The organism is Corynebacterium glucuronolyticum DSM 44120 (genome assembly GCF_030440595.1).
GTDB lineage: Bacteria > Actinomycetota > Actinomycetes > Mycobacteriales > Mycobacteriaceae > Corynebacterium > Corynebacterium glucuronolyticum.
Map to the genome: position 1 here is coordinate 289,150 of NZ_CP047452.1, position 23,105 is coordinate 312,254.

22 protein-coding genes are annotated in these 23,105 nt (G+C 61.4%); 17 read left to right on the forward strand and 5 right to left on the reverse strand.

Annotation, left to right across the window (positions count from 1 at the left end; all coding sequences use genetic code 11):
* Positions 1-32 precede the first annotated feature (32 nt).
* The 15 genes from CGLUCO_RS01315 (at position 33) to CGLUCO_RS01385 (ending at position 14,745) form a co-directional block, all read left to right on the forward strand.
* A complete protein-coding gene (locus CGLUCO_RS01315; RefSeq protein ID WP_005390920.1) occupies positions 33-806 on the forward strand; it encodes a sensor histidine kinase in 774 nt (257 codons plus the stop codon).
* Positions 803-1,480 carry a response regulator transcription factor gene (locus CGLUCO_RS01320; RefSeq protein ID WP_005390919.1) on the forward strand — a complete coding sequence of 226 codons (678 nt, stop codon included), beginning with the start codon at positions 803-805 and terminating at the stop codon, positions 1,478-1,480. The genes CGLUCO_RS01315 and CGLUCO_RS01320 overlap by 4 nt, the downstream gene beginning before the upstream one ends.
* Before the next feature lie 87 nt (positions 1,481-1,567).
* Positions 1,568-1,759 (forward strand): hypothetical protein, encoded by a 192-nt coding sequence (locus tag CGLUCO_RS01325; protein ID WP_005390918.1) that lies wholly within the window; start codon positions 1,568-1,570, stop codon positions 1,757-1,759.
* A gap of 206 nt (positions 1,760-1,965) precedes the next feature.
* Entirely contained in the window at positions 1,966-3,204 is a 1,239-nt protein-coding gene (locus CGLUCO_RS01330; protein WP_084036018.1) for an aspartate aminotransferase type Ic, read from the forward strand.
* Between the two features lie 286 nt (positions 3,205-3,490).
* Complete coding sequence (locus CGLUCO_RS01335) at positions 3,491-4,219, forward strand: amino acid ABC transporter ATP-binding protein (protein WP_198481503.1); 729 nt, start codon at positions 3,491-3,493, stop codon at positions 4,217-4,219.
* Positions 4,219-5,085 carry a glutamate ABC transporter substrate-binding protein gene (locus CGLUCO_RS01340; RefSeq protein WP_005396284.1) on the forward strand — a complete coding sequence of 289 codons (867 nt, stop codon included), beginning with the start codon at positions 4,219-4,221 and terminating at the stop codon, positions 5,083-5,085. The genes CGLUCO_RS01335 and CGLUCO_RS01340 overlap by 1 nt, the downstream gene beginning before the upstream one ends.
* Before the next feature lie 7 nt (positions 5,086-5,092).
* Positions 5,093-5,773: an amino acid ABC transporter permease gene (locus tag CGLUCO_RS01345; RefSeq protein ID WP_005396283.1), complete on the forward strand. Its 681-nt coding sequence runs from the start codon at positions 5,093-5,095 to the stop codon at positions 5,771-5,773.
* Positions 5,774-5,776: 3 nt separating this feature from the next.
* A complete protein-coding gene (locus CGLUCO_RS01350; RefSeq protein ID WP_070741289.1) occupies positions 5,777-6,715 on the forward strand; it encodes an amino acid ABC transporter permease in 939 nt (312 codons plus the stop codon).
* A gap of 201 nt (positions 6,716-6,916) precedes the next feature.
* The gene (locus CGLUCO_RS01355) at positions 6,917-7,459 is read left to right on the forward strand and encodes a hypothetical protein (protein ID WP_231286112.1); all 543 of its coding nucleotides are present in this window, start codon (positions 6,917-6,919) and stop codon (positions 7,457-7,459) included.
* Between the two features lie 301 nt (positions 7,460-7,760).
* The gene (locus tag CGLUCO_RS01360) at positions 7,761-8,210 is read left to right on the forward strand and encodes a hypothetical protein (protein ID WP_005396281.1); all 450 of its coding nucleotides are present in this window, start codon (positions 7,761-7,763) and stop codon (positions 8,208-8,210) included.
* An 11-nt stretch (positions 8,211-8,221) separates the two neighbouring features.
* Positions 8,222-10,558, forward strand: a complete 2,337-nt coding sequence (locus CGLUCO_RS01365; RefSeq protein ID WP_084036020.1) for a DNA polymerase III subunit gamma and tau — start codon at positions 8,222-8,224, stop codon at positions 10,556-10,558.
* 34 nt (positions 10,559-10,592) lie between these two features.
* Positions 10,593-10,922 (forward strand): YbaB/EbfC family nucleoid-associated protein, encoded by a 330-nt coding sequence (locus CGLUCO_RS01370; protein WP_005390907.1) that lies wholly within the window; start codon positions 10,593-10,595, stop codon positions 10,920-10,922.
* Positions 10,922-11,545, forward strand: coding sequence for a recombination mediator RecR (gene recR / locus CGLUCO_RS01375; protein WP_005390905.1), 624 nt, complete (start codon positions 10,922-10,924; stop codon positions 11,543-11,545). The genes CGLUCO_RS01370 and recR overlap by 1 nt, the downstream gene beginning before the upstream one ends.
* 66 nt (positions 11,546-11,611) lie before the next feature.
* Positions 11,612-12,352, forward strand: a complete 741-nt coding sequence (locus tag CGLUCO_RS01380) for an ABC transporter ATP-binding protein (RefSeq protein ID WP_005396274.1) — start codon at positions 11,612-11,614, stop codon at positions 12,350-12,352.
* Positions 12,353-12,354: 2 nt separating this feature from the next.
* Positions 12,355-14,745, forward strand: coding sequence for an ABC transporter permease (locus tag CGLUCO_RS01385; RefSeq protein WP_084036021.1), 2,391 nt, complete (start codon positions 12,355-12,357; stop codon positions 14,743-14,745).
* Here CGLUCO_RS01385 and CGLUCO_RS01390 read toward each other — a convergent pair.
* The 4 genes from CGLUCO_RS01390 to leuA all read right to left on the reverse strand — a co-directional run bounded on the left by CGLUCO_RS01390 (position 14,742) and on the right by leuA (position 19,449).
* Positions 14,742-15,479, reverse strand: coding sequence for a type 1 glutamine amidotransferase (locus CGLUCO_RS01390; RefSeq protein ID WP_005390899.1), 738 nt, complete (start codon positions 15,477-15,479; stop codon positions 14,742-14,744). The genes CGLUCO_RS01385 and CGLUCO_RS01390 overlap by 4 nt on opposite strands.
* Positions 15,476-16,732, reverse strand: coding sequence for a MurT ligase domain-containing protein (locus CGLUCO_RS01395; protein WP_084036022.1), 1,257 nt, complete (start codon positions 16,730-16,732; stop codon positions 15,476-15,478). The genes CGLUCO_RS01390 and CGLUCO_RS01395 overlap by 4 nt, the downstream gene beginning before the upstream one ends.
* On the reverse strand, positions 16,729-17,667 hold the full coding sequence (locus CGLUCO_RS01400; protein WP_084036023.1) for a DNA polymerase III subunit epsilon: 939 nt from the start codon (positions 17,665-17,667) through the stop codon (positions 16,729-16,731). The genes CGLUCO_RS01395 and CGLUCO_RS01400 overlap by 4 nt, the downstream gene beginning before the upstream one ends.
* Before the next feature lie 63 nt (positions 17,668-17,730).
* Positions 17,731-19,449, reverse strand: a complete 1,719-nt coding sequence (gene leuA / locus CGLUCO_RS01405) for a 2-isopropylmalate synthase (RefSeq protein WP_198481442.1) — start codon at positions 19,447-19,449, stop codon at positions 17,731-17,733.
* Positions 19,450-19,666: 217 nt separating this feature from the next.
* Between leuA and CGLUCO_RS01410 the strand changes: the two genes are divergently transcribed.
* Positions 19,667-20,584, forward strand: coding sequence for a hypothetical protein (locus CGLUCO_RS01410; protein ID WP_231286111.1), 918 nt, complete (start codon positions 19,667-19,669; stop codon positions 20,582-20,584).
* Here the strand turns inward: CGLUCO_RS01410 and CGLUCO_RS01415 are convergent.
* The gene (locus CGLUCO_RS01415; RefSeq protein WP_005396267.1) at positions 20,561-21,412 is read right to left on the reverse strand and encodes a DMT family transporter; all 852 of its coding nucleotides are present in this window, start codon (positions 21,410-21,412) and stop codon (positions 20,561-20,563) included. The two genes, CGLUCO_RS01410 and CGLUCO_RS01415, sit on opposite strands and share 24 nt — an antisense overlap.
* A 96-nt stretch (positions 21,413-21,508) precedes the next feature.
* On the opposite strand from CGLUCO_RS01415, the gene CGLUCO_RS01420 reads away from it, so the two are divergent.
* A complete protein-coding gene (locus tag CGLUCO_RS01420; RefSeq protein WP_005390887.1) occupies positions 21,509-22,774 on the forward strand; it encodes an aspartate kinase in 1,266 nt (421 codons plus the stop codon).
* Positions 22,775-23,105: the final 331 nt, after the last annotated feature.

Sequence of the window (23,105 nt, forward strand, 5' to 3'; positions counted from 1 at the left end):
AGATGTTTATTTAAGTTGGTTCGCCAGCGAAGATGAATGGTGTTGGTTATAGAGTCACGGTAGACCCAGCTCTACCCCCACGCACGGTGGCATCAGTTAAAGTTAACGGCATGCGTTGGTTCCGGAAAAACAGCCACACCCGCAACAAGATGGAACATCAGCAGCTCCTCGAACAGCTAGTAACCTCGCAACGTGCTCTTGTCCATGCATACGAAATAGAGCGGCGTCGCATTGAGCGTGACTTGCACGACGGAGCACAGCAGTATTTGGTCAGCGCAGCATTAAAAATCGGGGAGGCTCAACTCACCGCTACTGGGCAGCAGGCAGAGCTGCTCGCAGAAGCTCGCGCTGCGCTGCAGCAGAGCTTAGACTCCCTGCGTGCTACGGTCCGCGGAATTCACCCGCAAATTTTGCATGAACGTGGACTTGTCGCAGCGCTCGAGGATGCTTGCGATAGTAAATACGTTCGCATTCGTTGTCCCATCCCGATTCCTCAAGTGCCGGAGGGCGTGCTAGCTGCCGCGTATTTCTTCACCCTCGAGGCAGTAACAAATGCACGCAAATACGCTTCAGACAGTTTGGTAGAAGTCTTAATTACCGTTGGAGAGGGCTTGAACATTTCAGTCGTTGACCACGGCCAGGGCGGTGCACGAGTGGTGCCCGAAGGAGGATTAGCAGGAATGCGTGAACGCATCCATGCAGTCGGGGGAACGTTGGAAGTCTATTCACCGCAAGGCGGCCCGACCCGCGTAGCGGCGACAATTCCGCTTCTTTTACACCGTGATGAGCCAGGAGTGGTGCTATGAAAATAATGCTGGCGGAAGATTCCGGTTTACTCCGTGATTCGCTTTCTGGAATGCTCAGGCGCCAGGGGATTGAAGTAATTTCCCAATGCGATAGCGCCACTCAGCTTCTGTCCGCAGTTGCAGGGCACCCGGATGTAGATGTTGTAGTAACAGATATCCGTATGCCCCCGCAGATGCGGGACGATGGCCTCCAAGCCGCAGCCACAATTCGCAAGGAATACCCGCACATTGGGCTGCTGGTGTGCTCCCAATACGCCACGCCGGCGTATGCGCGCGCCGTCCTCGAGCTGACGTATGGCCAGGCCAATGCTGGCGGTGTGGGCTACATCCTCAAAGACTCTATCGCGGATGTAGCAGAATTCCTGGACACGCTGCGTGCGGTAGGCCAGGGCAGGGTGGTCCTGGGCAGCGAGATTGCCGAAAACCTCGCCCGCCATGACCACCAAGGCGCCGCCATCGAAAGCCTGACGGTGCGCGAACGCGAGGTCCTTGAAGCGATGGCGCAAGGTTTGTCCAACTCCGATATCGCTGCTCACCTCTACCTTTCTGAAGCAGGCGTATCGAAGCATATAGCCTCCGTATTCCAAAAACTCGGCTTCGATGCTGCTGAGCCTAACCGCCGGGTGAAGGCGATTTTGCAGTATCTGGCGTATACGTATCAGCGCCCGTTGTAGGAGCGTTTTGTTGGATCCTCGACCGAGTCCCTGCAGACAACGGTGCTGACTGATACCTGCGCCACGTATCGGCCGGTGGGGTGGGGCATGAACGATGCCTTTTATCCTCAGCCTTTGTCAGAAACCGTGGAAGAGTTCGTTGACGCTGGCTTCGAGCTTGTCCGCGACCTCTCGGTCGCCACGTTCCTGATCTACAGCGGTGGCCCGAACGGGGTGCCGGAGCTGCCGCCTTTGCTGGTGCCATCAGTACTTATTTGGCAGCATCAAATTCTCAGCTGAGCGTAGCGAAAAGTAGATATGTGTCTACTAGAGTTTTTCTTCGCGGTGGGCGCACTTAGTAGGTGGTTCGAACGAACCGGTGGTTTCGTGGGGACGTCACCCCGTGGGCGTCGACAAGCATCCTCGATCATGCGGTGCCGGGCAGGGGAGCGAGGGGGTAAGGTTGTCGGTGGACATAACCGGATTCATTTTGCTGGGAGGACAGCATGACCCACACTCTAGATTTAGCTGCACTCAAAAAACAGTACGACGAGCTCAAGGCCAAGAACCTGGACTTGAACCTCACCCGCGGCAAGCCGTCGACGGAGCAGCTCGACTTCTCCAACGCACTGCTGAGCCTGCCCAACTCCGTGAAGGATAAGACGGGCACAGACGTTCGCAACTACGGCAACCTCCGCGGCATCCTCGATATCCGCGAGATCTGGGCGGAGCTCCTCGGTGTCGATGTAGACAACATCATTGCACAGGATTCCTCCTCGCTGAACATTCAGTTCGACATCATTAGCTGGACCTACATCTTCGGCAACCAGGATTCCCCCAAGCCCTGGTCGCAGGAAGAAGACCTGAAGTGGCTGTGCCCGGTGCCCGGCTATGACCGCCACTTCACCATCACGCAGAAGTTCGGCTTCGAGATGATTCCGGTGCCGATGAACGAGGACGGCCCAGACATGGATACCGTCCGCGAACTGGTCAAGGACCCGGCCGTGAAGGGCATGTGGTGCGTACCGATGTTCTCCAACCCGGGTGGACAGACCTACTCGGAGAAGGTCTGCCGCGAGCTCGCCGAAATGGAGACCGCCGCCCCCGATTTCCGCATCTTCTGGGACAACGCTTACGCCATCCACATCCTGCGCGGGGACTTCCCGGAGGTGTACCCGGTTCTGGACTACGCCGCCGAGGCGGGTCACCCGAACCGCTTTAACATCTTCGCCTCCACCTCGAAGATCACCTTGGCCGGTTCCGGTGTTTCCTTCTACGCCTCCTCCAAGGAGAACCTTGATTTCTGGGTATCTGTTGCTGGCGTACGCGGCATCGGCCCGAACAAGGTCAACCAGCTTGCCCACGCGGAGTTCTTCACCGATGCCGAGGGCGTGAAGAACCACATGCGCAAGCACACCGAGTCGCTGGCCCCCAAGTTTGAGAAGGTTGTCTCCATCCTGGACAACCGCCTCGGCGAGTACGGTGTCGCTAGCTGGACGAATCCGGACGGTGGCTACTTCATCTCCCTCGATGTTGTCGACGGCACCGCCTCCCGCGTCGTTGAGCTCGCCAAGGAGGCTGGCATCGCCCTCACCGGCGCCGGCAGTTCCTTCCCGCTGCACAAGGATCCGAATGATCGGAACATCCGCCTGTCCCCGTCTCTTCCGCCTATCGACGAGCTGGAGGAGGCCATGGAGGGTGTGGCCACCTGCGTTCTCCTCGCCGCCGCTGAGAAGCAGGCCTAACGCGCTTCAGCGTTAACGCCCTTTCAGCGTTACCGTGCCCCCGCTTAACACGCGGGGGCGTTTTTATGTTGGGAACTTTCGGCTTCGAACTACCGAACAAGTAAATGGGGGTAGGTCAGGGGGAGGCTAAGGGTTGGCTAAAAACGTGGTAAGGTGGGTAAATAAAAAACATCTGACATTTCGGGTGTAAGTACTCGGGCGTTAAGATTGCTCAACATGTTGTTTTATGGTGGGCGAAGTCACTAGTTTTTGTGGCATGAATTACACCGATGACTCGCAGACCCCCATGATCAGCATGGACGGCGTGAACAAGTACTTCGGCGATTACCACGCCCTCAAGGACATCCACCTTGAGGTACCAAAAGGGCAGGTCGTCGTTGTGTTGGGCCCAAGTGGCTCCGGAAAATCCACGCTGTGCCGCACCATTAACCGCCTAGAAACGATCGACTCCGGCACGATCGCCATCGCAGGCACCCCACTGCCAGAGGAAGGCAAGGAACTCACCGCCCTGCGCGCCGAGGTCGGCATGTGCTTCCAGAGCTTCAACCTCTTCCCGCACCTCACCATCCGCAAGAACGTGACACTCGCACCGGTGAAGGTGAAAGGGGTCGATGCCGGCGAGGCGAACGCCCTGGCAGACAAGCTCCTCGCTCGCGTCGGCATCGCCGAACAGGCCGACAAGTACCCGGCACAGCTCTCCGGCGGCCAGCAGCAGCGCGTCGCCATCGCCCGTGCGCTCGCCATGAAGCCCAAGGTTATGCTTTTCGACGAGCCGACGTCGGCTCTTGACCCGGAAATGGTGGGGGAGGTCTTGCAGGTGATGAGTTCCCTCGCCGCCGACGGCATGACCATGCTTGTGGTCACCCACGAGATGGGCTTCGCCCGCGAGGTCGCCGACCGCATCCTGTTCATGGCCGACGGCACGATCGTCGAAGACACCGACCCCCAGTCGTTCTTCACCAACCCGCAGTCGAACCGCGCCAAGGACTTCCTGTCCAAGATCCTGGGGCGCTAATGATGAGAAGAATTTTCGCCATCATTTCCGCCCTGGCGGTCGCCGTCACAGCCACGGCCTGCGGATCCACAGAGCCCCGCAGCCTCGTGCGCTCCGTCGACAGTGGCCACGTGATCCTGGGAACCAAATACGATCAGCCGGGTCTCGGCATGCGCAACCCCGACAAGACCATGACCGGTCTTGACGTGGAAGTCGCCACCTACGTGGTCAACCACATCGCCGACCAGCGCGGTGTCGCTCACCCCGAGATCACCTGGCGTGAAACGCCATCCGCCACCCGCGAAACCGTCATCAAGAACGGTGAAGTAGACATGATCGCCGGTACGTATTCCATCAACGCCTCCCGCGCGAAATCCGTCAACTTCGGTGGCCCCTACTTGCTCACTCACCAGGCGCTTCTCGTCCGCAGCGATGACCACACCTTGCAGTCACTGCAGGACCTGGACAAGGGCAGGAAGCTGTGCTCCGTCACCGGCTCCACCCCCGCGCAGAAAGTGAAGAAATCCCTGCCCGGTGTGCAGCTGCAGGAGTATGACTCCTACTCCTCATGTGTGGAGGCGCTCCACCAGAAGAAGGTGGATGCCATGACCACCGACGCCACCATTCTCTACGGCTTTGCTCTCCAATATCCGGGCGAGTTCGAGGTCATCGAGATGACGAAGGAAGACGGCAAGCCGTTTACCAACGAGCACTACGGACTCGGCCTGGCCAAGGACGATGCCGAATCCACTGAGGCGATCAACGATGCCGTCCGCGCCATGCAGGACGACGGTTCGTTCCAGGCCATGGTGGATAAGAATCTCGGCGAAAACGCCTCCGTGGTGGAGGCCGATGAAGCCGGCAACCTGGACTTTGTAAAGGAGTAGACAGCCAATGACTGAACTGTGGGCAGACCTGTGGCCGGGACTCCTCGGAGCCTTCTGGGTCACCATCAAACTGACATTCTTCTCCGCCATCGGCGCGTTCATCCTCGGGGTCATCCTGACAGCGATGCGCGTCTCCCCGGTGGCGATCCTTCGCGGTATTGCGCGTTTCTACATCGAGACGGTGCGAAACACCCCGCTGACGCTCATCATCCTGTTCTGCTCGATTGGCCTGTACCAGAACCTGGGGCTGACGCTTGCGCCGGAAAACGACAACTTCATCAAGAACAACAACTTCTGGCTCGCCGTCCTCGCGTTCGTGCTCTACACCTCGACGTTCGTGGCAGAGTCCCTGCGCTCCGGTATCAACACCGTCCACTTCGGGCAGGCCGAGGCCGCGCGTTCGCTGGGCTTGAGCTTCACACAGACGTTCCGCTTCGTCGTGTTCCCGCAGGCCTTCAAGTCGGCTGTGGTGCCGCTGGGGAACACACTTATCGCACTGACAAAGAACACGACGATCGCCTCCGTCATCGGCGTTGCCGAGGCATCGCTGCTGATGAAGTCCACCATCGAAAACCACGCTAACCACACGATCCTGGTGTTCATGATTTTCGCCCTCGGCTTCATCATCATCACACTGCCGATGGGCCTGCTGTTCACCCGCTACACCCGCAGGAAGGCGGTGGCATAAAAAATGACAGTACGTGCAACAGTCCTTTACGATGCCCCGGGCCCCAAAGCCCGCCAATTCAACCGCATCGTCACCATCGCCACCTTCGTCATCGCTATCGCGGTGATCGCCTGGGTGCTCAAGGTTCTTGGCGATAACGGCCAGCTCGCCGCCGAGAAGTGGACCCCGTTCTTGAAGTCCACCACCTGGACCACCTACATCCTCCCCGGCTTGTGGGGAACGCTGAAGGCGGCACTTGTCTCCATCATCCTCGCCATCATCATCGGTGCGCTGCTCGGTGTGGGGCGCCTGTCCAAGAACAAGGCCATCCGCTGGTTCTGTGGCATCATCGTGGAGTTCTTCCGCGCCATCCCGGTGCTGATCCTCATGATCTTCGCCTACTCCGTGTTCGCCACGTACGCCATCGTCCCGTCCGCCCAGTTGGGGTTTGCGGGCGTGGTCTTCGGCCTGACGATGTACAACGGCTCCGTCATCGCAGAAACCCTGCGCGCAGGCATCCTCTCGCTGCCCACCGGCCAGCGTGAAGCTGCCGAAGCACTGGGCCTGTCCCACCGCCAGACCATCTGGAACATCCTTCTCCCGCAGGCTGTGGCCACGATGCTCCCGGCGCTGATCTCCCAGCTGGTCATCGCCCTGAAAGACACGGCACTTGGCTACATGATCCTCTACGTCGAGGTCGTCCGCTCCGGCCTGATGAGCGCGTCCTACTACCGCAACTACCTGCCTGCCCTCGTTGTCGTTGCGATCATCATGATCGCCATCAACTTCGGCCTCAGCCGCCTTGCCGAGCGCATCGAGCGTCAGCTCCGCGCCGGCCGTGCCCGCAAGAACATCCTTGCCCACGTCCCCGAGGTCGAGGACCAGGGCATCGAAACCAAGGACACCGATCGTCTCGACTGGCGAGATCCCTACCACCAGGATCTGCGACTCAAGTCCGAGTAGGGAGAAAATTTTCCAAATGCAATGCTCCCCGTTAGTTAGATTGGGAAATCAGCTTCTGGCTAATGGGGATTTTCCATTCTTGGACTTTAGTTTCGCTTAAAGCCCTGGTCTTTCGCAGAACTGGCTGCTTATGCAGAGAAAATCCCCTGAGTTGGAGACCAAGGATATGCTGAAACGGTGGAATCAACTCCAATTGTCTACGTGGACGAATCATTGATGCTTCGAGGTGAAAATTGCCAGGAGTATATGATCTGCGCAACTGTTTTGGAGCTTGACCAGTGTGAGAGAATACGCGACGTTCTGGTTCCTTTACTGTTACCCGGGCAAACAAAGTTGCACTGGACTGATGAGCAAAGTAAAAGACGTCGTGAAATAGCTAAGTCAATTTCTGCTCTTGGTTGTCACCATGTAATTGTTTCTACGCTCAGCCAAGAAAGTCGCAAAACGGAACGGTATCGGCGCAAATGCTTGGAGCGACTCTACTACGAGGTATCGGAAATGAAGATTTCTCGCGTTACCCTCGAGAGTAGGCAGAAAACCCAGAACCAAAAAGATATTGAGCATATTGTTGCGTTGCAGGGCTCTGGGCTTTACAGGGATATTCGGCTTAAACATATCAATGGCAGCGATGAGCCACTTCTTTGGATTCCGGATGTGGTCCTTGGAATGTACAACGCAACTTTTCGAGGTGAACAGCAATACTGGAGGGAATTTGAGAGGAAGGTCGTCTGCCATGCGATCTAGACGCACGAAAGCCCTAGGTCCAGTCGTCCGGCTGGAGTTCTAGGGCTCTCTTCCTTTCCTGTCGTAACAGGCGGTTCAAAGTCACTGTACCATGGTTTCCAGAAAACCGGTAGGGCTTGAGAAATCTTCATGAGGCTACGTCTGGCTCGTTAATTCTGCTTAGGTGTATGGGGCATTCGGCGCTGATGTATTTAGTTCTTTGGTAGCGTTCTGTTCTTGGTTCGCACTTAGCCCCCACAATTCCTCCAACTGGCTACACTGTTTCGTACCGGCACATGTTTTCCACCCAGGGGGTTTGCCAATGGATATCCAAGCCACGCAGTACTGGCTAAACACGCTTTTCACCTCGCCGTTTAACTTCCAACCTCTTTCTAACGGTTCCGACGAAGGAGGAACCTCCGACGAAGGAGGAACCTCCGACGAAGGAGGAACCGACGAAGACGCCACCATCGGCACGAACGCGGACGGGGTCGTAGTCACGGCTGGCCTGGCGGAAAAGGACCTGGGGCTTGTCACCGGCGCGCAGGTGTGGGGGATGACGCAGAAGGAGGTCCGCGTGGAGCTCTTCAGCCTCGAGCTCTCCGCAGACGAGCTCGCCGAGCTGTTCACCCTCGACCTCACGGGCCTCCAGCCGGGCGCCCGCCTGCATGGCTACGTCTTCACCGCGCCGACCCTGTGGGAAGCGGGCCTTCCCCAGCTGACCGAGGACGACCGAATCACAACTCTCTTGAGTGTGGGTAGGGGAAGGTAGACTCTCTAACCGTGGCTTTATATCACAAGTATCGTCCGGCAACGTTCGCAGAAGTCCGAGGTCAGGAGCATGTAACGCGGCCGCTGTCCGTCGCGCTCGACAGCGGCAACATCGGCCATGCCTACCTCTTCTCCGGCCCGCGTGGCTGCGGCAAGACGAGTTCTGCCCGCATCCTCGCCCGGTCGCTCAACTGTGAACACGGCCCCACCTCCACCCCGTGTGGTGAGTGCGAGTCCTGTCGCGCGCTCGCGCCGGGTGGCAACGGCAACCTGGATGTGACGGAGCTCGACGCCGCCTCCCACGGTTCCGTCGACGATATGCGTGAGCTGCGCGAATCGGCCGTTTTCGCGCCAAGCGAGTCCCGCTACCGCATCTTCATCATCGACGAGGCGCACATGATCACCCCGCAGGGTGCAAACGCGCTGCTCAAGATCGTCGAGGAGCCGCCGGAGCACCTCGTCTTCATCTTCGCCACCACGGAGCCGGAAAAAATCATCGGTACGATCCGTTCCCGCGTCCAGCATTACCCATTCCGCCTGCTCACCCCGCCTGTTATGCGCGGTCTTCTGCAAGATGTGTGCGCGGGCGAGGGCGTCGAGGTCGAAGATGCGGTCTTCACGCCGGTCATCCGCGCCGGCGGTGGCTCGCCACGCGACACGCTCTCCATCCTCGATCAGCTCCTCGCCGGCGTCCCTGCTGGTGAGAAGCTCAGCTACGAGCTCGCGGCACCCCTTTTGGGAGTCACGGATTCCACGCTCCTCGATTCCGCCGTCCGCGTCATCGCCACCCACGACGCGCCGGGCGCATTCTCGCTCGTCGGTCAGGTTATCGACCGTGGCATCGACCCGAAGCGCTTCACCAGTGATCTTCTCGACCGCTTCCGCGACCTCATGGTCCTCCAGGCCGTCCCGGATGCCCTCTCATCTGGGCTTGTCGACGCTCCTTCGCTCCTTCACTCCGAGCTCACCGAGGAAGTCCAGCTCTTCTCGGGGCAGGGGCTGCCTCAGATCACCGCACTTGTCAACACCGGCCTGGAGGACATGCGTGGCACCCTCGCCCCCCGCATCCTTCTTGAGGTCCTCATGGCCCGCCTCCTCTCCGTCGGCACGGGTGCCCCCGTCATCGATCCAGCTTCCAGCCCTGCAGCCCTCGCGCCCCCGGCCCCGGAGCAGGTCAGCGAGGCAGGCAAGAAATACCTCCGGCGCTCCCAGCGACCGGCCGCCCAGCCGCAGGCTCAGCAGCCTGTCCAGCCACAGCAGCCAGCGCAACCACAGTCCCAGCAGCCTGTACAGCGACCTGCCCAACCGCAGGCTCAGCAGCCTGCCCAGTCGCAGCAGCAATCTGCACCGTCTGCACCGGTGGAGGAAAAGCAGCCTCGCCAGTACCAGGAATATGGCCAGCCGTCGCAGCCTGAACAGGAAGAACACGAAGTTCCGGAACCGCGGCAGCAGTGGGAGGCCGGGCACGACGAGCAGCCACAGCAGGTGGAGTCTGCTCCCCAGGAGCCCGAAACAAGCACCGTGGACGTGGAAACCGTGCGGGCGAAGTGGGTCGATATCCTCAACTACATTTCGCGGGAAAAGAAGAACACGACCGCACGGATCCTGCTCCGCGGTGCGACGCTCCTCGACGTCCGCGATGGCACCCTCTACCTCGGCATCCTCACCGGGGCGATTGCCAACCGGCTCAACGATGCGAAGCACAACGCCGACATCGTCGATGCCGTGATGGCAGAGACCAACGCGTCGCTCGCCGTCGAATGCGTGCTGGGTAACAAGATCCCGGCATCCACGAAATCGACGGCCGCGCCTGCACCAGCGTCCGCGCCCGGTTCCGCTTCTACGGATGCGCCCGCGTCAGCGGACGTGCCTGCTTCCGCCCCCACGGGCGCGATGGCGCCAGCGCCAGCGCCAGCGCCCGCACCGGCACCGGAACCTGAGCGCCCGTCGGCTCCGATCGCGCCTGCAGCGCCTGCTCAGCCGATGCCCACGGTGACTCCGCCGGTGCCCACGGCGGGGCCTGCGGAAAGGAACAGGGAACCGGAGGCACAGGCGTCGGAAAGCGCAGACGAGGAGAGCCACCAACCGGAGGCCTCCATCCCGCACTGGAAGCAGCGGATGAACGCCATCGTTGCCAAGAACAGGGAACCGGAGCCCGGGAACTATCCGCCGCCACCGCCCGTTCCACCAGAACCGGACATTCCGCTTCCTCCTGAACCCACTGACGAGGAGATGGAGGAGGAGATGGCCCGCGCCGCAACGGAGGACCCGGGCAACTTCGACCACCGGACACCGAAGGACATGGCGATGGACTTGCTCCAAACAGAGCTTGGCGCCAGGCCAATGTAGAATGTAACAAGCTTAGAAACTACAAGGAGAAACAATGACTCAGCCCGATATGAACCAGATCATCCAGCAGGCCCAGCAGATGCAGGCGAAGCTGCAGCAGGCGCAGGAAGAGATCGTGAAGTCCAGCGTTGTCGGCGAGGCCGGCGGCGGACTCGTCACCGTCACCATGCGTGGCTCCGGCCAGATCTCTGACCTCACCATGGACGAGCGCGTCGTCGACCCGGAGGACATCGACGGCCTCAAGGACCTCATCATCGGCGCCTTCGCCGATGCCCACCGCAAGGTGCAGGCCATGGCCCAGGAGAAGATGGGCCCGCTCACCCAGGGTCTCAACGGTGGCGACCTCGGGGGCATGCTCGGTTAATGTTCGAAGGTCCGTTTCAGGAGCTTATCGACGAATTCTCCCGCCTCCCCGGCATCGGACCGAAATCCGCTCAACGCATCGCCTTCCACCTCATCAACGCGGAAGACGACAGCGTTGAGCGGCTTATTTCTGCGCTCACCGGGGTGGTCGGCGGCGTCAGCTTCTGCAGAATCTGCTGCAACATCTCCTCCGACGAGGTCTGCACCATCTGCGCCAACCCCGAACGCGACGCCACCACCATCTGCGTCGTCGAAGAGCCCAAAGACATCCAAGTCATCGAGCGCACCGGCGAATACACCGGCCGCTACCACGTCCTCGGCGGGGCACTCGACCCCCTCGGCGGCATCGGCCCCAAAGAACTCAACATCACCCAACTGGTTAGACGGGTTGGAGGAACGCTTCCCGACGTCTCGTCGGGCGTCCCCGACATCGCCGAGGTAATCCTCGCCACCGACCCCAACACCGAGGGGGAGGCCACCGCCAGTTACCTCGCCCGTCTGCTCAAAGACTTCTCTGGGCTCACCGTTTCCCGGCTTGCCTCCGGCATGCCCCTCGGTGGGGATTTGGAGTTTGTCGACGAGCTTACGCTCTCCCGCGCTCTCTCCGGTCGCCTGAAAATCTAACGGCTGCGCCGGCACTGTCGGTGTGAAATAATTCAAGAGGATAAGTTTTTCCTCTTGGAGGCAGCGATGGGCACCACACGGCAGGCCGCCGCGCGCGCAATCAACCTGCGCAAAATTTACGGGCAGGGTGAGACCACAGTCCGCGCCCTCGACGGCGTGACTGTTGCCATCGAGCAGCACACGTTTACCGCCATCATGGGCCCGAGCGGCTCCGGCAAGTCCACCCTCATGCACTGCATGGCGGGCCTGGACAAGCCCACATCGGGTCAGGTGTTCATCGGCGACACTGACATTTCCACACTGTCCGATAAGAAAATCACCGCCTATCGCCGCGACCGCCTAGGCTTCATCTTTCAGGACTACAACCTCGTCCCCATGCTCACGGCCAAGGAGAACATCCTGCTGCCCCTGGCCATCGCCGGCCGGAAACCGAACCCCAAGTGGTTCCGGCTTATCGTCTCCCGCCTGGGGCTGGACAAGCGCCTCGACCACCGCCCGAGCGAGCTTTCCGGCGGCCAGCAGCAGCGCGTCGCCTGCGCCCGCGCCCTCGTCACCCGCCCCGAGTTGATCTTCGGCGATGAGCCCACCGGCAACCTTGATTCCACCTCCTCCCAGGAGGTGCTCACTATCCTGCGCGCCTCGGTGGATCATTTCGGCCAGACCGTCGTCATCGTCACCCACGATGCGCACGCGGCAAGCTTCGCCGACCGCGTCATTTTCCTTGCCGACGGCAAAATCACCGCCGACCTGAAAAAACCCTCCAACGAGGAGATCATGTCCACCATGGCCACACTTGCGGAACTGTAGCCATGCGCACCTTCGCCCTCATCAGTTGGCGGTCAGCACGCAGCCACCCCGTGCGCATGCTCATGTGCATCCTCGCGGTGGTGTTGGGCACGAGCTTCGTCTCCGGCGCGTTCATGCTCACCGCTACCATGACCAAAGCCTTCGACGACATCATTTACGCCGAGTATGAGGGCGTGGATGTCGTCGTCACCGGCACAAAGGACTACCAGCTCACGCTGTCCATGCTCACGGATCTGGAGAACATCGACGGCGTGAAGGAGGCCCACCCGGTGGACACCGTCCCCATCATCCTGCTGGATAAGGACGGCGAGGCCGTCGGTTCCGGTGGCGCGGGCACGTGGATCATCGCCGACCACAAGCACCCCGACGAGTACGCCATCAACACCGACGCCGCCGCACGCACCGGCATCAGCCCGGGCGACACCGTCACCGTCATGTACCCGGGCGGGCGCCAGGAGATCACGTTGGAATCGACGGTTGAGGAGGAGTTCGCCACCGGCGGCTGGGTGGGCATCAATGTGCCCCGCGCGGACATGGAAAAGATCTACACCGACGGGATCCATACGTCCACCATTGAGATCGTCGCCGAAAACATCCCCGCCTGGGAGCTGCGCGACATGGTCAAACATAAATTCCCGGAGGCGAAGGTGAAAACCGGGGTAGAGGCGGCCAACGACGAGTCCCAATCCTTGCGCGAGCAGCTCTCGTTTATCACCTACATTGTTCTCGCCTTCGGCCTTGTCGCCATGTTTGTGGCCACGTTCCTCATCGCGAACACGTTCTCCATGCTCGTGGCGGAACGCACGCGCGAGTTCGCGCTCCTCCGCGCGATCGGCGCGTCCCGTGGCCAGGTTACAACTAGCGTCCTGTTCGAGTCGGCGCTCATCGGCATCATCGGCTCAGCTACGGGCATCGGTTTCGGGATGGTCATCGTCCGCGTCATCTACTCGCTCATGAACAGCGCGGGCTTCGGCCTGCCCGACGCCGGGGTCGGTCTCGACACCGCCAGCGTCGCCGTCCCGTTCCTCGTCGGCATCCTCGTGACCTGCGTCTCCGCCCTCGCCCCGGCGATGCGCGCCGGCCGTCTCCACCCGATCCAGGCGATGAACACCACCGCGCCGCGCCCGCTCCGGGTCCGCACAGCCGTCGGCATCGTCCTGCTGCTCGCCAGCGTCGCGTTCCCGCCCCTGGCTCTGGTTGCTGTTCTGCTTGTCACTCCCGCCCTCTTCAAGAGGCTTTTCGACGTCCGGGGCGGTGGCATCATCGGCCTCCTCGCCCGCACCAACCTGAGCCGCAACCCCACCCGCACGGCGACGACGGCCTTCGCCCTCACCCTAGGCGTCGGCCTCGTCGCGGCGGCGAGCGTGTTCGGCCAGTCGATGGCGGCGAGCACCACCGGCACGGTGACCACGCAGCTGGCCGCCGACGTCGTCGTCACGCCGGCGAGCCTCATCTCCTCGTCGGGCGTGCCGGAGGCCGTCAACAGGGACCTCCGCGATGTCATCGGGGTCGAGGCGATCTACGCGGATGCCTCCGTCCCCGTCCGCATCGCGGGCACCGGCACCGGCTCCAACGGCGAGCACCCGCTCAACTCGGTGCTCACCAGCGACCCCTCCCAGCTCATGGAGATTTCGCTTGTCGACGGCTCCTTCGACGAGGTGTCCTCAGAACTGGGTGTCGGTCTCAACACCATCGCCGCACACGACCTGGGAGTTACCGTCGGCGACACCGTGCGCGTCGATTCCGACCACTCCTCGGAGGTGCTCGACGTCCCCGTCCTCGCCATCTGGGAGCCGGGCTCCGTCCTCCCCAAACAGGCGGTCACCTTGCCCGTGGCGGAACGGCTCGTTTCTGACCGCAAGGATTGGTTCAGCTCCGCCACATACGTCAAGCTTGACGACGCATCGGAGGCCACCCGCGCCGACATTCAGGACATCATGGACGACTACAAAGTCGTCGAACAGCTAACGCTCGACGAGTACGCCGACGCCAAAACCGAGCAGATCTCCCAGTTCCTCTACGTCGTCTACGCCCTCCTCGCCCTCGCCGTCATCATCGCCATCCTCGGTATCGTCAACACCCTGGCGCTGTCCATCATCGAGCGCGGCCACGAGTTCGCCATGCTCCGTAGCGTCGGGCTGCAGCGCACGCAGATGTGGCGCATGGTGACCACCGAGTCGATCCTCATCGCCCTAGCCGGTTCGACAATCGGCGTCGTCGTCGGTGGTGTCATCGGCTGGTGGTTCGTGCGCTTCATGGCCACACGTGGCATCGATGTCCTCGTCATCCCCTGGGGCACCCTCGCCCTCCTCGCCCTCGCCGGTGTTGGTGTGGGACTGTTCGCCTCGCTGGTGCCCGCTGCACGCGCCGCGCGCACCGACCCCCTGACCTAGAAGCGCTCCATTCGCTTGGCTGCCAGCCGCTCTTTCCGCAGCTGCTCGACCTCCGGCAGGTTGAGCGGCTCCAGCTCCATGCCGGTTGCCCGCTCAAGCAGGACATCCGCCAACTGTGGGTTGCGTGCGAGCACCGGCCCATGCAGGTACGTGGCGATGACGTTGCCCTGCACGACACCTTCTGCCGATAGTTGCGCCGAGGGGTCGGCCATGTCGTAGGTGCCGGACGAGTCGGAGTTGCCCACGCCCACGAGCACCGTTCCCAGTGGTGCGGCATCGGCACCCAAAAGCGTGGCACCCATGTGGTTTTCGAACCCGGTGAGCGTCTCCGTCAGCCCTGGCAGGCCCGTCGGCCGGGTGCGGATCTCCCCGATGGCGCGTTTCTTGAGCGTCGTCGTGGTTGCGTCGATAAGCCCGACACCGTCGATGACCCGACCGTTAGCGCGGAAGCTTTCGCCGAGCACCTGCAGCCCGGCGCAGATGGCCAGGATCGGGGCGCTCACGCGCGTTAAGTCCGCCAGGTGTTCGACAGCGAGCGTCTGCGCGGTGTCCTCGCCGCCACCCATGAGGTACACGTCGAGGCCGAGCGGCACGGGGTCGCCGAGTTTGACTTCCTTAATCGTGGCCGTCAGGCCACGCATTTCGGCGCGGCTGCGCAGCACGAGCGCGTTGCCATTGTCGCCGTATGTGCCGAGGACGTCGGGGAGCAGAAGACCGATGGTGAGTTCACTCATTTGTTCAGCGCTTTCTTGAGGTCGCGGAATGCGGTGTAGTTGGCGAGTACCTCTACCTTGCCGGGCGGGCACGCTTCGATGGCGGCGATGGGGTCGGGGATCGTTTCGTGCTCGATGCCGCCGTACAGCAGGCGCACGCCCAGATCGGCGGAGCGCTCGCCGGCGGCCTTGACGGCAATGCCCTCGAAGGATTCGAACCGCACGTCCCACAACCAGGAGAGGTCCTCGCCATCGGCGACCTGCCCGTTCACCGCAATGACGAGGCCATCGGCGGAGCGGTCGACCATGGACAGGGCTTCCTGCCAGCCGGCGGGGTTCTTCGCCAGCAGCATGTGCACCTGGTGCTCACCGTGCGTGATGGTGGAGTAGCGTCCGGCGACATTGTCCACGGTGCCGGTGGCGCGGGCGGCGTCCTCTACGGGGATGTCGTAGCAGGAGACCGCCGCGGCGATCGCCTGGGTGGCGTTGCCGCGGTTGGCGTTGCCGGGCAGCTGCAGCTCCAGAGGTGTCACGTTTCCGGCGTGTGTGACACCCTCGGGCGTGATGAGCCACGAAGGCTCCGGCCTGCGGAATTCTTGGCCGTTGGGGAGTTTCTTCACGGCGTACCAGTCCCAGCCGTCGCGGATGACGGCGCCGCCGGTGCGCGGGCAGCTGACGGAGTCGCCGAGCCAGCCGACGCCGGCGGAGACCCAGATGACGTTGGGGGAGTCCCACGCGACGGAGGTCATGAGCACATCGTCGCAGTTGGCGATGACGGTCATGTCCGGCCGGGCGTTCACGCAGGCGCGCAGGGCGCGTTCGATTTTGTTGATCTCGCCGACGCGGTCGAGCTGGTCGCGCGACAGGTTGAGCAGCACCAAACACCCTGCATCCAACCGTTCGGCCACGTGGGGAACGTGCAGCTCGTCGCATTCCAAAACCACGTGCGTTGCGTCTTCGCCCGCCAGCAAAGCGGAGATGATGCCGGCGTCCATGTTGTCGCCGCCCTCGTTCGACACCACCGTGTAGCGGGTGCGCAGTGCCGCGGTGAGCATCCGGGTTGTCGTTGATTTGCCGTTGGTGCCGGTGACGAGCGCCACGGGTCGGCCGCCGCCGAGGTCGTTCATGATTGAGGGGTCGATGGCGTTTGCGACGAGCCCGCCGATCATCCCCCCTGCGCCTCGTCCTGTCGCGCGCGACGCGGTGGTTGCGACGTTCGCGGCAGTGCGGGCTAGACGGCGACGGTACGTGCGGACGGCCTTAGGCAGCTTCATGGGTTCATACTAGCAAGGCGGAGAAATTCCTCGTCTGTAATCAGGGGGATGCCTTTCCGGTGTGCGTGCATTCCTTTCCCACGCCTCGGGCGTTTCTCGTTGCACACCACTAAAGACGTGGTGCGGGTGACTTTTTCGGAGTATGCGAGTTCCCCGTCGACGACGGCGTGGATGATGTCGTCGGGGTCGCGGGCGATCTCAGGCGCGACGACGACCTCCATCCCGGGTTTGAGTTCGCCGGCGAATTGTCCGGGGTTGGGCTTCTTGGCGGCCGCGGCGGCATCGACGCGGATGAGGGAGCGTTGTAGACCGAAGCGGTCGGCTTTGAGTTCCTTGGGGTCGCTGACTGCGTGCGTGTCGCGGAAGCGTTCGAAAAAGAGGCGCGCCAGGAGGAGGGTGTCCTCTCTAGTCAGTTCTGCTGCTGGTTGCTGTGCTCTGCTTATCGACGCTTTTTCGCTGACGTTGTACCCCAATTGGTGCGCGAGGCTTCGCAGCCGCGTATCGGTGACGAAGATGCCCTCACGACGGGCGGCTCCTAGCGTGTCGACGACGGCGACCGACCGTGGCACGTGCCCCACCCCGCGCCGCCTGCGCCCACCGCGCTTGCGACGGCGCGCCTTGAGGGTGCGTTTCGACTCACTGACGATGAACCCCCAGGTTTGCGGGGCGTTGTGGGTGATGAGCGTCCGACCGTCGAGAAGCGTGCAGAGCTTTTTGAGGAAGTGCCCGAACGGACGAGCAGCCTCGACCTCCGCGCGCGGGACCCCGTGCAGGTGGCGGGGCCCCGGGTCCGTCACAGGGTTGACCATGGTGAAGAACGTGTCCACGGGAGTGCCCTCCGCGTCGAACGTCACCGCATCGATGGTGACGATGCGGGCGGTGGAGGGGTGGAGGCCTGTCGTTTGGATCGTCAGGGCAATGAAAGGATCCTGCATACCAACAAACCTTACATTCCCCCGTCTCCCGTCGGCTCGCTTCGGCAGACGGGGGAATCGGGCCTAGGCCCTGTAGGCGCGGTTGATGGCGCTCGTCACTGCTTTGACGGAGGCGACGGTGATGGAGGAGTCGACACCGACACCCCAGAACCTACGGCCGTTAACGTCGGCGTGGATGTAGGCGGCTGCCTCGGCATCATCGCCGGCGGTGCGGGCGTGCTGGGTGTACTCCTGGATCTCCACATCAATGCCCACCTTCTCTAGGGCATTGGTGTAGATCGCCAGAGGACCATTACCGGTCCCCGTCAGCTGCTCCTCCTTCCCGTTCACCGTGACGCGGACATCATTGCCGTTGACGCTGGGCGTTGCCAGCGGGCCGTCTGCGCGGAGGAATTCGCCCTCGAACAGCTCCCACATGGTGGCGGAATCGACCTCGCCGCCCTCGGCATCGGTCTTCTGCTGGACGATCTGGGAGAAGTCCACCTGCACCGGGCGTGGCAGATCCATGCCGTGATCGGTCTTCATGAGGTAGGCTACGCCGCCCTTGCCGGACTGGGAGTTGACGCGGATGACAGCCTCGTAGGTGCGGCCGAGATCCTTCGGATCGATGGGCAGGTACGGCACCTCCCAGTGGTCTTTCTCCTCAATGTGGCGCAGGCCTTTATTAATAGCATCCTGGTGGGAGCCGGAGAAGGCGGTGAAGACGAGGTCGCCGCCGTACGGGTGACGCTCGTGCACGCCGATCTGGTTGCAGTACTCCACGGTGGAGCGAATCTGGTTGATGTTGGAGAAGTCGATCTGTGGGTCGATGCCCTGCGTCAGCAGGTTCAAGCCGAGGGTGACGAGGTCGACGTTGCCGGTGCGCTCACCGTTGCCAAACAGGCAGCCCTCGATGCGGTCTGCGCCGGCGAGGAAGCCGAGCTCAGCGGTGGCAATGCCGGTGCCACGGTCGTTGTGCGGGTGGAGACTCAGCACGATGTGGTTGCGGCGCTTGAGGTTGCGGTGCATCCACTCGATGGAGTCGGCGTACACGTTCGGCGTGGTCATCTCGACGGTGGAGGGCAGGTTGATGATCATCGGGTTGTCCTCGGTGGGATCCATGATGTCCACCACGGCGTCGCAGACTTCCTTGGCGTAGGCGACCTCGGTGCCGGTGTAGCTCTCCGGCGAGTATTCCCAGCGCCAGTTGGTGTCCGGGTAGTCGGCGGCGATCTCCTTGATCAGGTGCGCGGCATCGGTGGCGAGCTTCTTCACGCCCTCCTTGTCCTTCTTGAACACGACCTCGCGCTGCAGGATGGAGGTGGAATTGTAGAAGTGGACGATGACGTTCTTGGCACCCTCGCAGGCCTCGAAGGTGCGGCGGATGAGGTGTTCGCGGGCCTGGACGAGGACCTGGATGGTGACATCGTCGGGGATCTTGTCGTTTTCGATGATGTCACGGATGAAGTCGAAGTCCGTCTGGCTGGCGGAGGGGAAGCCAACCTCGATCTCCTTGTAGCCCATCTGCACGAGGAGGCTAAACATGCGGCGCTTGCGCTCGGGGCTCATCGGGTCGATGAGTGCCTGGTTGCCGTCGCGCAGGTCCACGGCGCACCACAGGGGGGCGTGAGTGAAGCGCTTGTTCGGCCACGTGCGGTCCTCCAGCTGGAAGTCCTCCACCTCTTGGTGGTAGGGGAGGTACTTGTCAAAGGGCATGGATGAGCCCTTCTGCTTGTTCCAGGCCGGCTGGTCTGCCGGTGCTGGTGCCGAGGGGGTAGTAATGGCTGCTGGTGCGGAGTACATAGAGATAAGTCCTAACGTTTATGAAAAAGCGAGATGCGGCTTAAAGGACCGGCCCGAAGTGAAAATGAGGTTAAGATGAGACCCGGTCGGCAATGACAAACTCCGCGACGGGCCGCCGACCGAAATGAGATCCTACGATAACCCGCCGCGGCAAATAAGAAGAATAATGTTCATTGCCGAAGCCATGGGTTCATACTAAACCAGGAGAGGAGACTTTGTGGCAGAAACAGTAGCCCCACCCACAACGCCGGAAGAAGCATCCGAAAGTTTGAGGGTTGCAACTGCGGCCGCTGCGGGCACGGGTAAACGCTTCTCCCATGTCATCTTCCCTGGTGTTGCCGTACTTTCGGTGGCCTTGGCCGCCGCTGCCTTTGTTGTCAACATCACGGTCCTCGCCCTCTTTGGTGAGCAGTACGGTTTTATTGCTGTCGACTTCCTCGGCGTGTCCTGGGGTAAGTTGGCGCTCGCCGTGGTGGCGCACGCCCTGCTCATCTACGTTGTCTTCATCTACGGGCGGATTGCTTTCAAAGACAGTTTCATAGCGCCGATGGTGGTGGCAATGGGCTACCCCGGGGTGACAGCGGCATATGCGGATCCCAGTGAACTGGTGGGCACTGTGTGCATGTTCGGTGCCTTCTGTGCGGGCGTGTTGGATAAGCATCTCATCAGCGCGTTGTTTGGCGTCGTGGCGACGTTCTTCACGCCCTTTGCGTGGGCGCTGTGGATTATGTACGCGATGTTCATCCTGCAGAAGAAGTTCAAGAGCTGGGCCTGGTTGGGGATCATCACTTTGTTCACCCCCGCCCTCCCGCACGCTGAGACACACCGTCTCATTTCTGAGGGGTTGTTCGGCAATATTTCCCCGCTGGGGCTCTTCCTCATCATCACCACGATCGTCTGGCTGTGCAGCAGAAAGGGGATGTGGCCCCCGGGGTTCGTCCTCTTTGCGCTCGTGCTGTGGAAGATGTGGGGTGGCTACACGGTGGCGCTGAGCTCCTTGTTTGTATGGTTGCCGCTAGCGTTGGCCACCAAACGCAACATGCGCCCGCTGCCTTTCCTTCTCGTCTGCCTGGTGTGGGTGTTCTTCGGCGCGTGGGTGTCGGCCCATGGTCTAGTTCAGGGACTGGCGGGATAGCGCGAACGTGGACACCACCATCGCCGCAGCCGCGAGCACCATGAGCAGCCATTCGAAGCCGGCAACCTGGAACCGCTCGTTCAGGACCGCGTAGCCCAGGGCAAAGGCCACGAAGGGTTCGGCTACGGTCATCGCGGGGAGGGAATGCTTGAGGGCGGCGGCGTTGAAGCTGGACTGCTGGACGATGGTGCCCAGCGTCGCCATGCCGATGAGGGCGTAGCCCTCCCAGTTGAAGATGAGCGCGTCGATGCCACCCGTCATGAAGAGGTTCACCGTGGCCTTCGAGAGCACTGCCACGTAGCCGAAGATTGCGCCGGTGACGACACCGAGGAAGAACGCCTTCTCGTGGCGGATCCGCGTGTAGGCGAAGCGGTCCAGCGCGATGAGAACCGCGCCACCAATGATCAGCGCCGGGATCCAACGGCGCAGCGTCGGCTGCACGTCGCCGTGCGCGGGGTTACCGACAATGACAATGATGGCGACGGCCGCCGAGAGGACGAACGCCCAGAAGAGCTCCGCTTTACTGATCCTCTGCTTTTGGTAGATCGAGGACAGGGGCAGGGTGAACATGAGGGAAAGGCAGAGGATGGGCTGCACGATAAGCAGGGGGCCAAAACCCAGCGCAACCACCTGAAAACCGTAACCCAAAAAGGCCGTCGACAAGCCAGCCCACCACAGGGGACGCCGAATGACGCGCAGGATGGGGGAGTCCCGGAGCTCCCCCGAAGCGTCGGGGGCTTCCTCGGCGATGCGATGCCTGACCACTGTGCCCCACGCAATGGTCAGCGCGGATGCGAGGGCAAATAGAACGGCGAGAACGTTAGACACCTAAACCAGGATAACCGCGTTGCTTCACATGAACCGGTCTGTCTAGGTACAATTTATGCACACTGACAGTTTTACTGTGTAAAGGAGCAATGGTTCATGGCGCTAGTAGTGCAAAAATACGGCGGCTCCTCGCTGGAGTCAGCCGAACGAATCCGGAAAGTAGCGGAACGAATTGTTGCCACCAAGAAGGCCGGTAACGAGGTTGTTGTGGTGTGCTCAGCCATGGGGGACACCACCGATGATCTGCTAGACCTCGCCCACGAAGTTAACCCCGTCCCGCCCGCCCGTGAGCTCGACATGCTGCTCACCGCCGGTGAGCGCATCTCCAACGCGCTCGTAGCCATGGCTATTGAGAGCTTCGGCGCACACGCGCAGAGCTTCACCGGGTCGCAGGCCGGCGTGCTCACCACCGAGAAGCACGGCAACGCGAAGATCGTGGATGTCACCCCGTTCCGCATCCGCGAGGCCCTGGACAAGGGCAATATCTGCATCGTCGCGGGCTTCCAGGGCGTGAATAAGGAATCCAAGGACGTCACCACCCTCGGTCGCGGTGGCTCGGATACGACCGCCGTCGCGCTGGCGGCGGCGCTCGGGGCCGACGTGTGCGAGATTTATTCCGACGTCGACGGCGTGTACACGGCGGATCCGCGCATCGTGCACAACGCCAAGAAGCTGGACAAGCTGTGCTTTGAGGAGATGCTGGAGCTCGCCGCCAGCGGTTCGAAGATTCTCGTTTTGCGCAGCGTGGAGTATGCGCGGGCCACGGGCGTGCCCATGCGCGTGCGCTCCAGCTACAGTAATGACCCCGGCACACTTGTAACAGGAACAATGGAGGAAATCCCAGTGGAAGAAGCAGTACTCACAGGTGTGGCTACCGACACCTCAGAAGCAAAGATCAGCGTTCTCGGCATCCCGGATACGCCCGGAAATGCCTCCGCTATTTTCCGTGCCATTGCCGACGCGGAAATCAATATTGACACGATTCTGCAGAACATCAGTTCTCTTGAGGACGGTCGCACAGATATCACGTTTACGTGCCCCCGCGCCGATGGCCCCCGGGCTCTTGAGGTTCTCAAGAAGATCCGCCTTGAGCAGGGCTGGGAGAACGTGCTTTACGACGATCAGATTGGCAAGGTATCGCTCGTCGGTGCCGGCATGAAGTCCCACCCGGGCGTGACGGCTGAATTCTGTGAAGCTCTTCGCGATGGGGGCATCAACATTGAGCTCATCTCCACCTCGGAAATTAGAATCACTGTGATTATCCGCGAGGACGACGTCGAGGCTGCGGCTCGCGCCATCCACGAGAAGTTTGAACTCGGTGGCGACGAGGAGGCCGTGGTGTACGCGGGCACCGGCCGCTAAAATTCCACCATATCGGGCATATAACCACATGGCTACAGGGCAATAACCTGCAACCATGTGGTTTTTTTGTGTGATTTTGCTCACCCCTATATTAAGGGAATCTGCATAAGGGCCGGTTGCATACTGTATGAAAAAAATTTGCTGAAAATTTCATGGGAAAACCATTTGAGTACGAAACGATTGCTACATATAATCACAGGTGACAAGACAGTCAACAGCTGGAAAACGTAATAGCGGGCCAGTAGAACGTTTGAATGCCGTGACGGTCTTCTCGAGAACCCTGTATTCCTTTTCTCTTGGGTGCAGTCTCCTCGGCTGATCGTGGGCGAAC

What these genes read in the sequence shown, in the direction of transcription:
- CGLUCO_RS01315 (WP_005390920.1), top strand. Translation starts at nt 33, where the DNA reads ATGAATGGTGTTGGTTATAGAGTCACGGTAGACCCAGCTCTACCCCCA.
- leuA (WP_198481442.1), bottom strand. Translation starts at nt 19,449, where the DNA reads ATGTACTCCGCACCAGCAGCCATTACTACCCCCTCGGCACCAGCACCG.
- CGLUCO_RS01350 (WP_070741289.1), top strand. Translation starts at nt 5,777, where the DNA reads ATGACAGTACGTGCAACAGTCCTTTACGATGCCCCGGGCCCCAAAGCC.
- CGLUCO_RS01320 (WP_005390919.1), top strand. Translation starts at nt 803, where the DNA reads ATGAAAATAATGCTGGCGGAAGATTCCGGTTTACTCCGTGATTCGCTT.
- recR (WP_005390905.1), top strand. Translation starts at nt 10,922, where the DNA reads ATGTTCGAAGGTCCGTTTCAGGAGCTTATCGACGAATTCTCCCGCCTC.
- CGLUCO_RS01340 (WP_005396284.1), top strand. Translation starts at nt 4,219, where the DNA reads ATGATGAGAAGAATTTTCGCCATCATTTCCGCCCTGGCGGTCGCCGTC.
- CGLUCO_RS01395 (WP_084036022.1), bottom strand. Translation starts at nt 16,732, where the DNA reads ATGAAGCTGCCTAAGGCCGTCCGCACGTACCGTCGCCGTCTAGCCCGC.
- CGLUCO_RS01330 (WP_084036018.1), top strand. Translation starts at nt 1,966, where the DNA reads ATGACCCACACTCTAGATTTAGCTGCACTCAAAAAACAGTACGACGAG.
- CGLUCO_RS01360 (WP_005396281.1), top strand. Translation starts at nt 7,761, where the DNA reads ATGGATATCCAAGCCACGCAGTACTGGCTAAACACGCTTTTCACCTCG.
- CGLUCO_RS01335 (WP_198481503.1), top strand. Translation starts at nt 3,491, where the DNA reads ATGATCAGCATGGACGGCGTGAACAAGTACTTCGGCGATTACCACGCC.
- CGLUCO_RS01345 (WP_005396283.1), top strand. Translation starts at nt 5,093, where the DNA reads ATGACTGAACTGTGGGCAGACCTGTGGCCGGGACTCCTCGGAGCCTTC.
- CGLUCO_RS01380 (WP_005396274.1), top strand. Translation starts at nt 11,612, where the DNA reads ATGGGCACCACACGGCAGGCCGCCGCGCGCGCAATCAACCTGCGCAAA.
- CGLUCO_RS01390 (WP_005390899.1), bottom strand. Translation starts at nt 15,479, where the DNA reads ATGAGTGAACTCACCATCGGTCTTCTGCTCCCCGACGTCCTCGGCACA.
- CGLUCO_RS01385 (WP_084036021.1), top strand. Translation starts at nt 12,355, where the DNA reads ATGCGCACCTTCGCCCTCATCAGTTGGCGGTCAGCACGCAGCCACCCC.
- CGLUCO_RS01400 (WP_084036023.1), bottom strand. Translation starts at nt 17,667, where the DNA reads ATGCAGGATCCTTTCATTGCCCTGACGATCCAAACGACAGGCCTCCAC.
- CGLUCO_RS01420 (WP_005390887.1), top strand. Translation starts at nt 21,509, where the DNA reads ATGGCGCTAGTAGTGCAAAAATACGGCGGCTCCTCGCTGGAGTCAGCC.
- CGLUCO_RS01370 (WP_005390907.1), top strand. Translation starts at nt 10,593, where the DNA reads ATGACTCAGCCCGATATGAACCAGATCATCCAGCAGGCCCAGCAGATG.
- CGLUCO_RS01325 (WP_005390918.1), top strand. Translation starts at nt 1,568, where the DNA reads ATGAACGATGCCTTTTATCCTCAGCCTTTGTCAGAAACCGTGGAAGAG.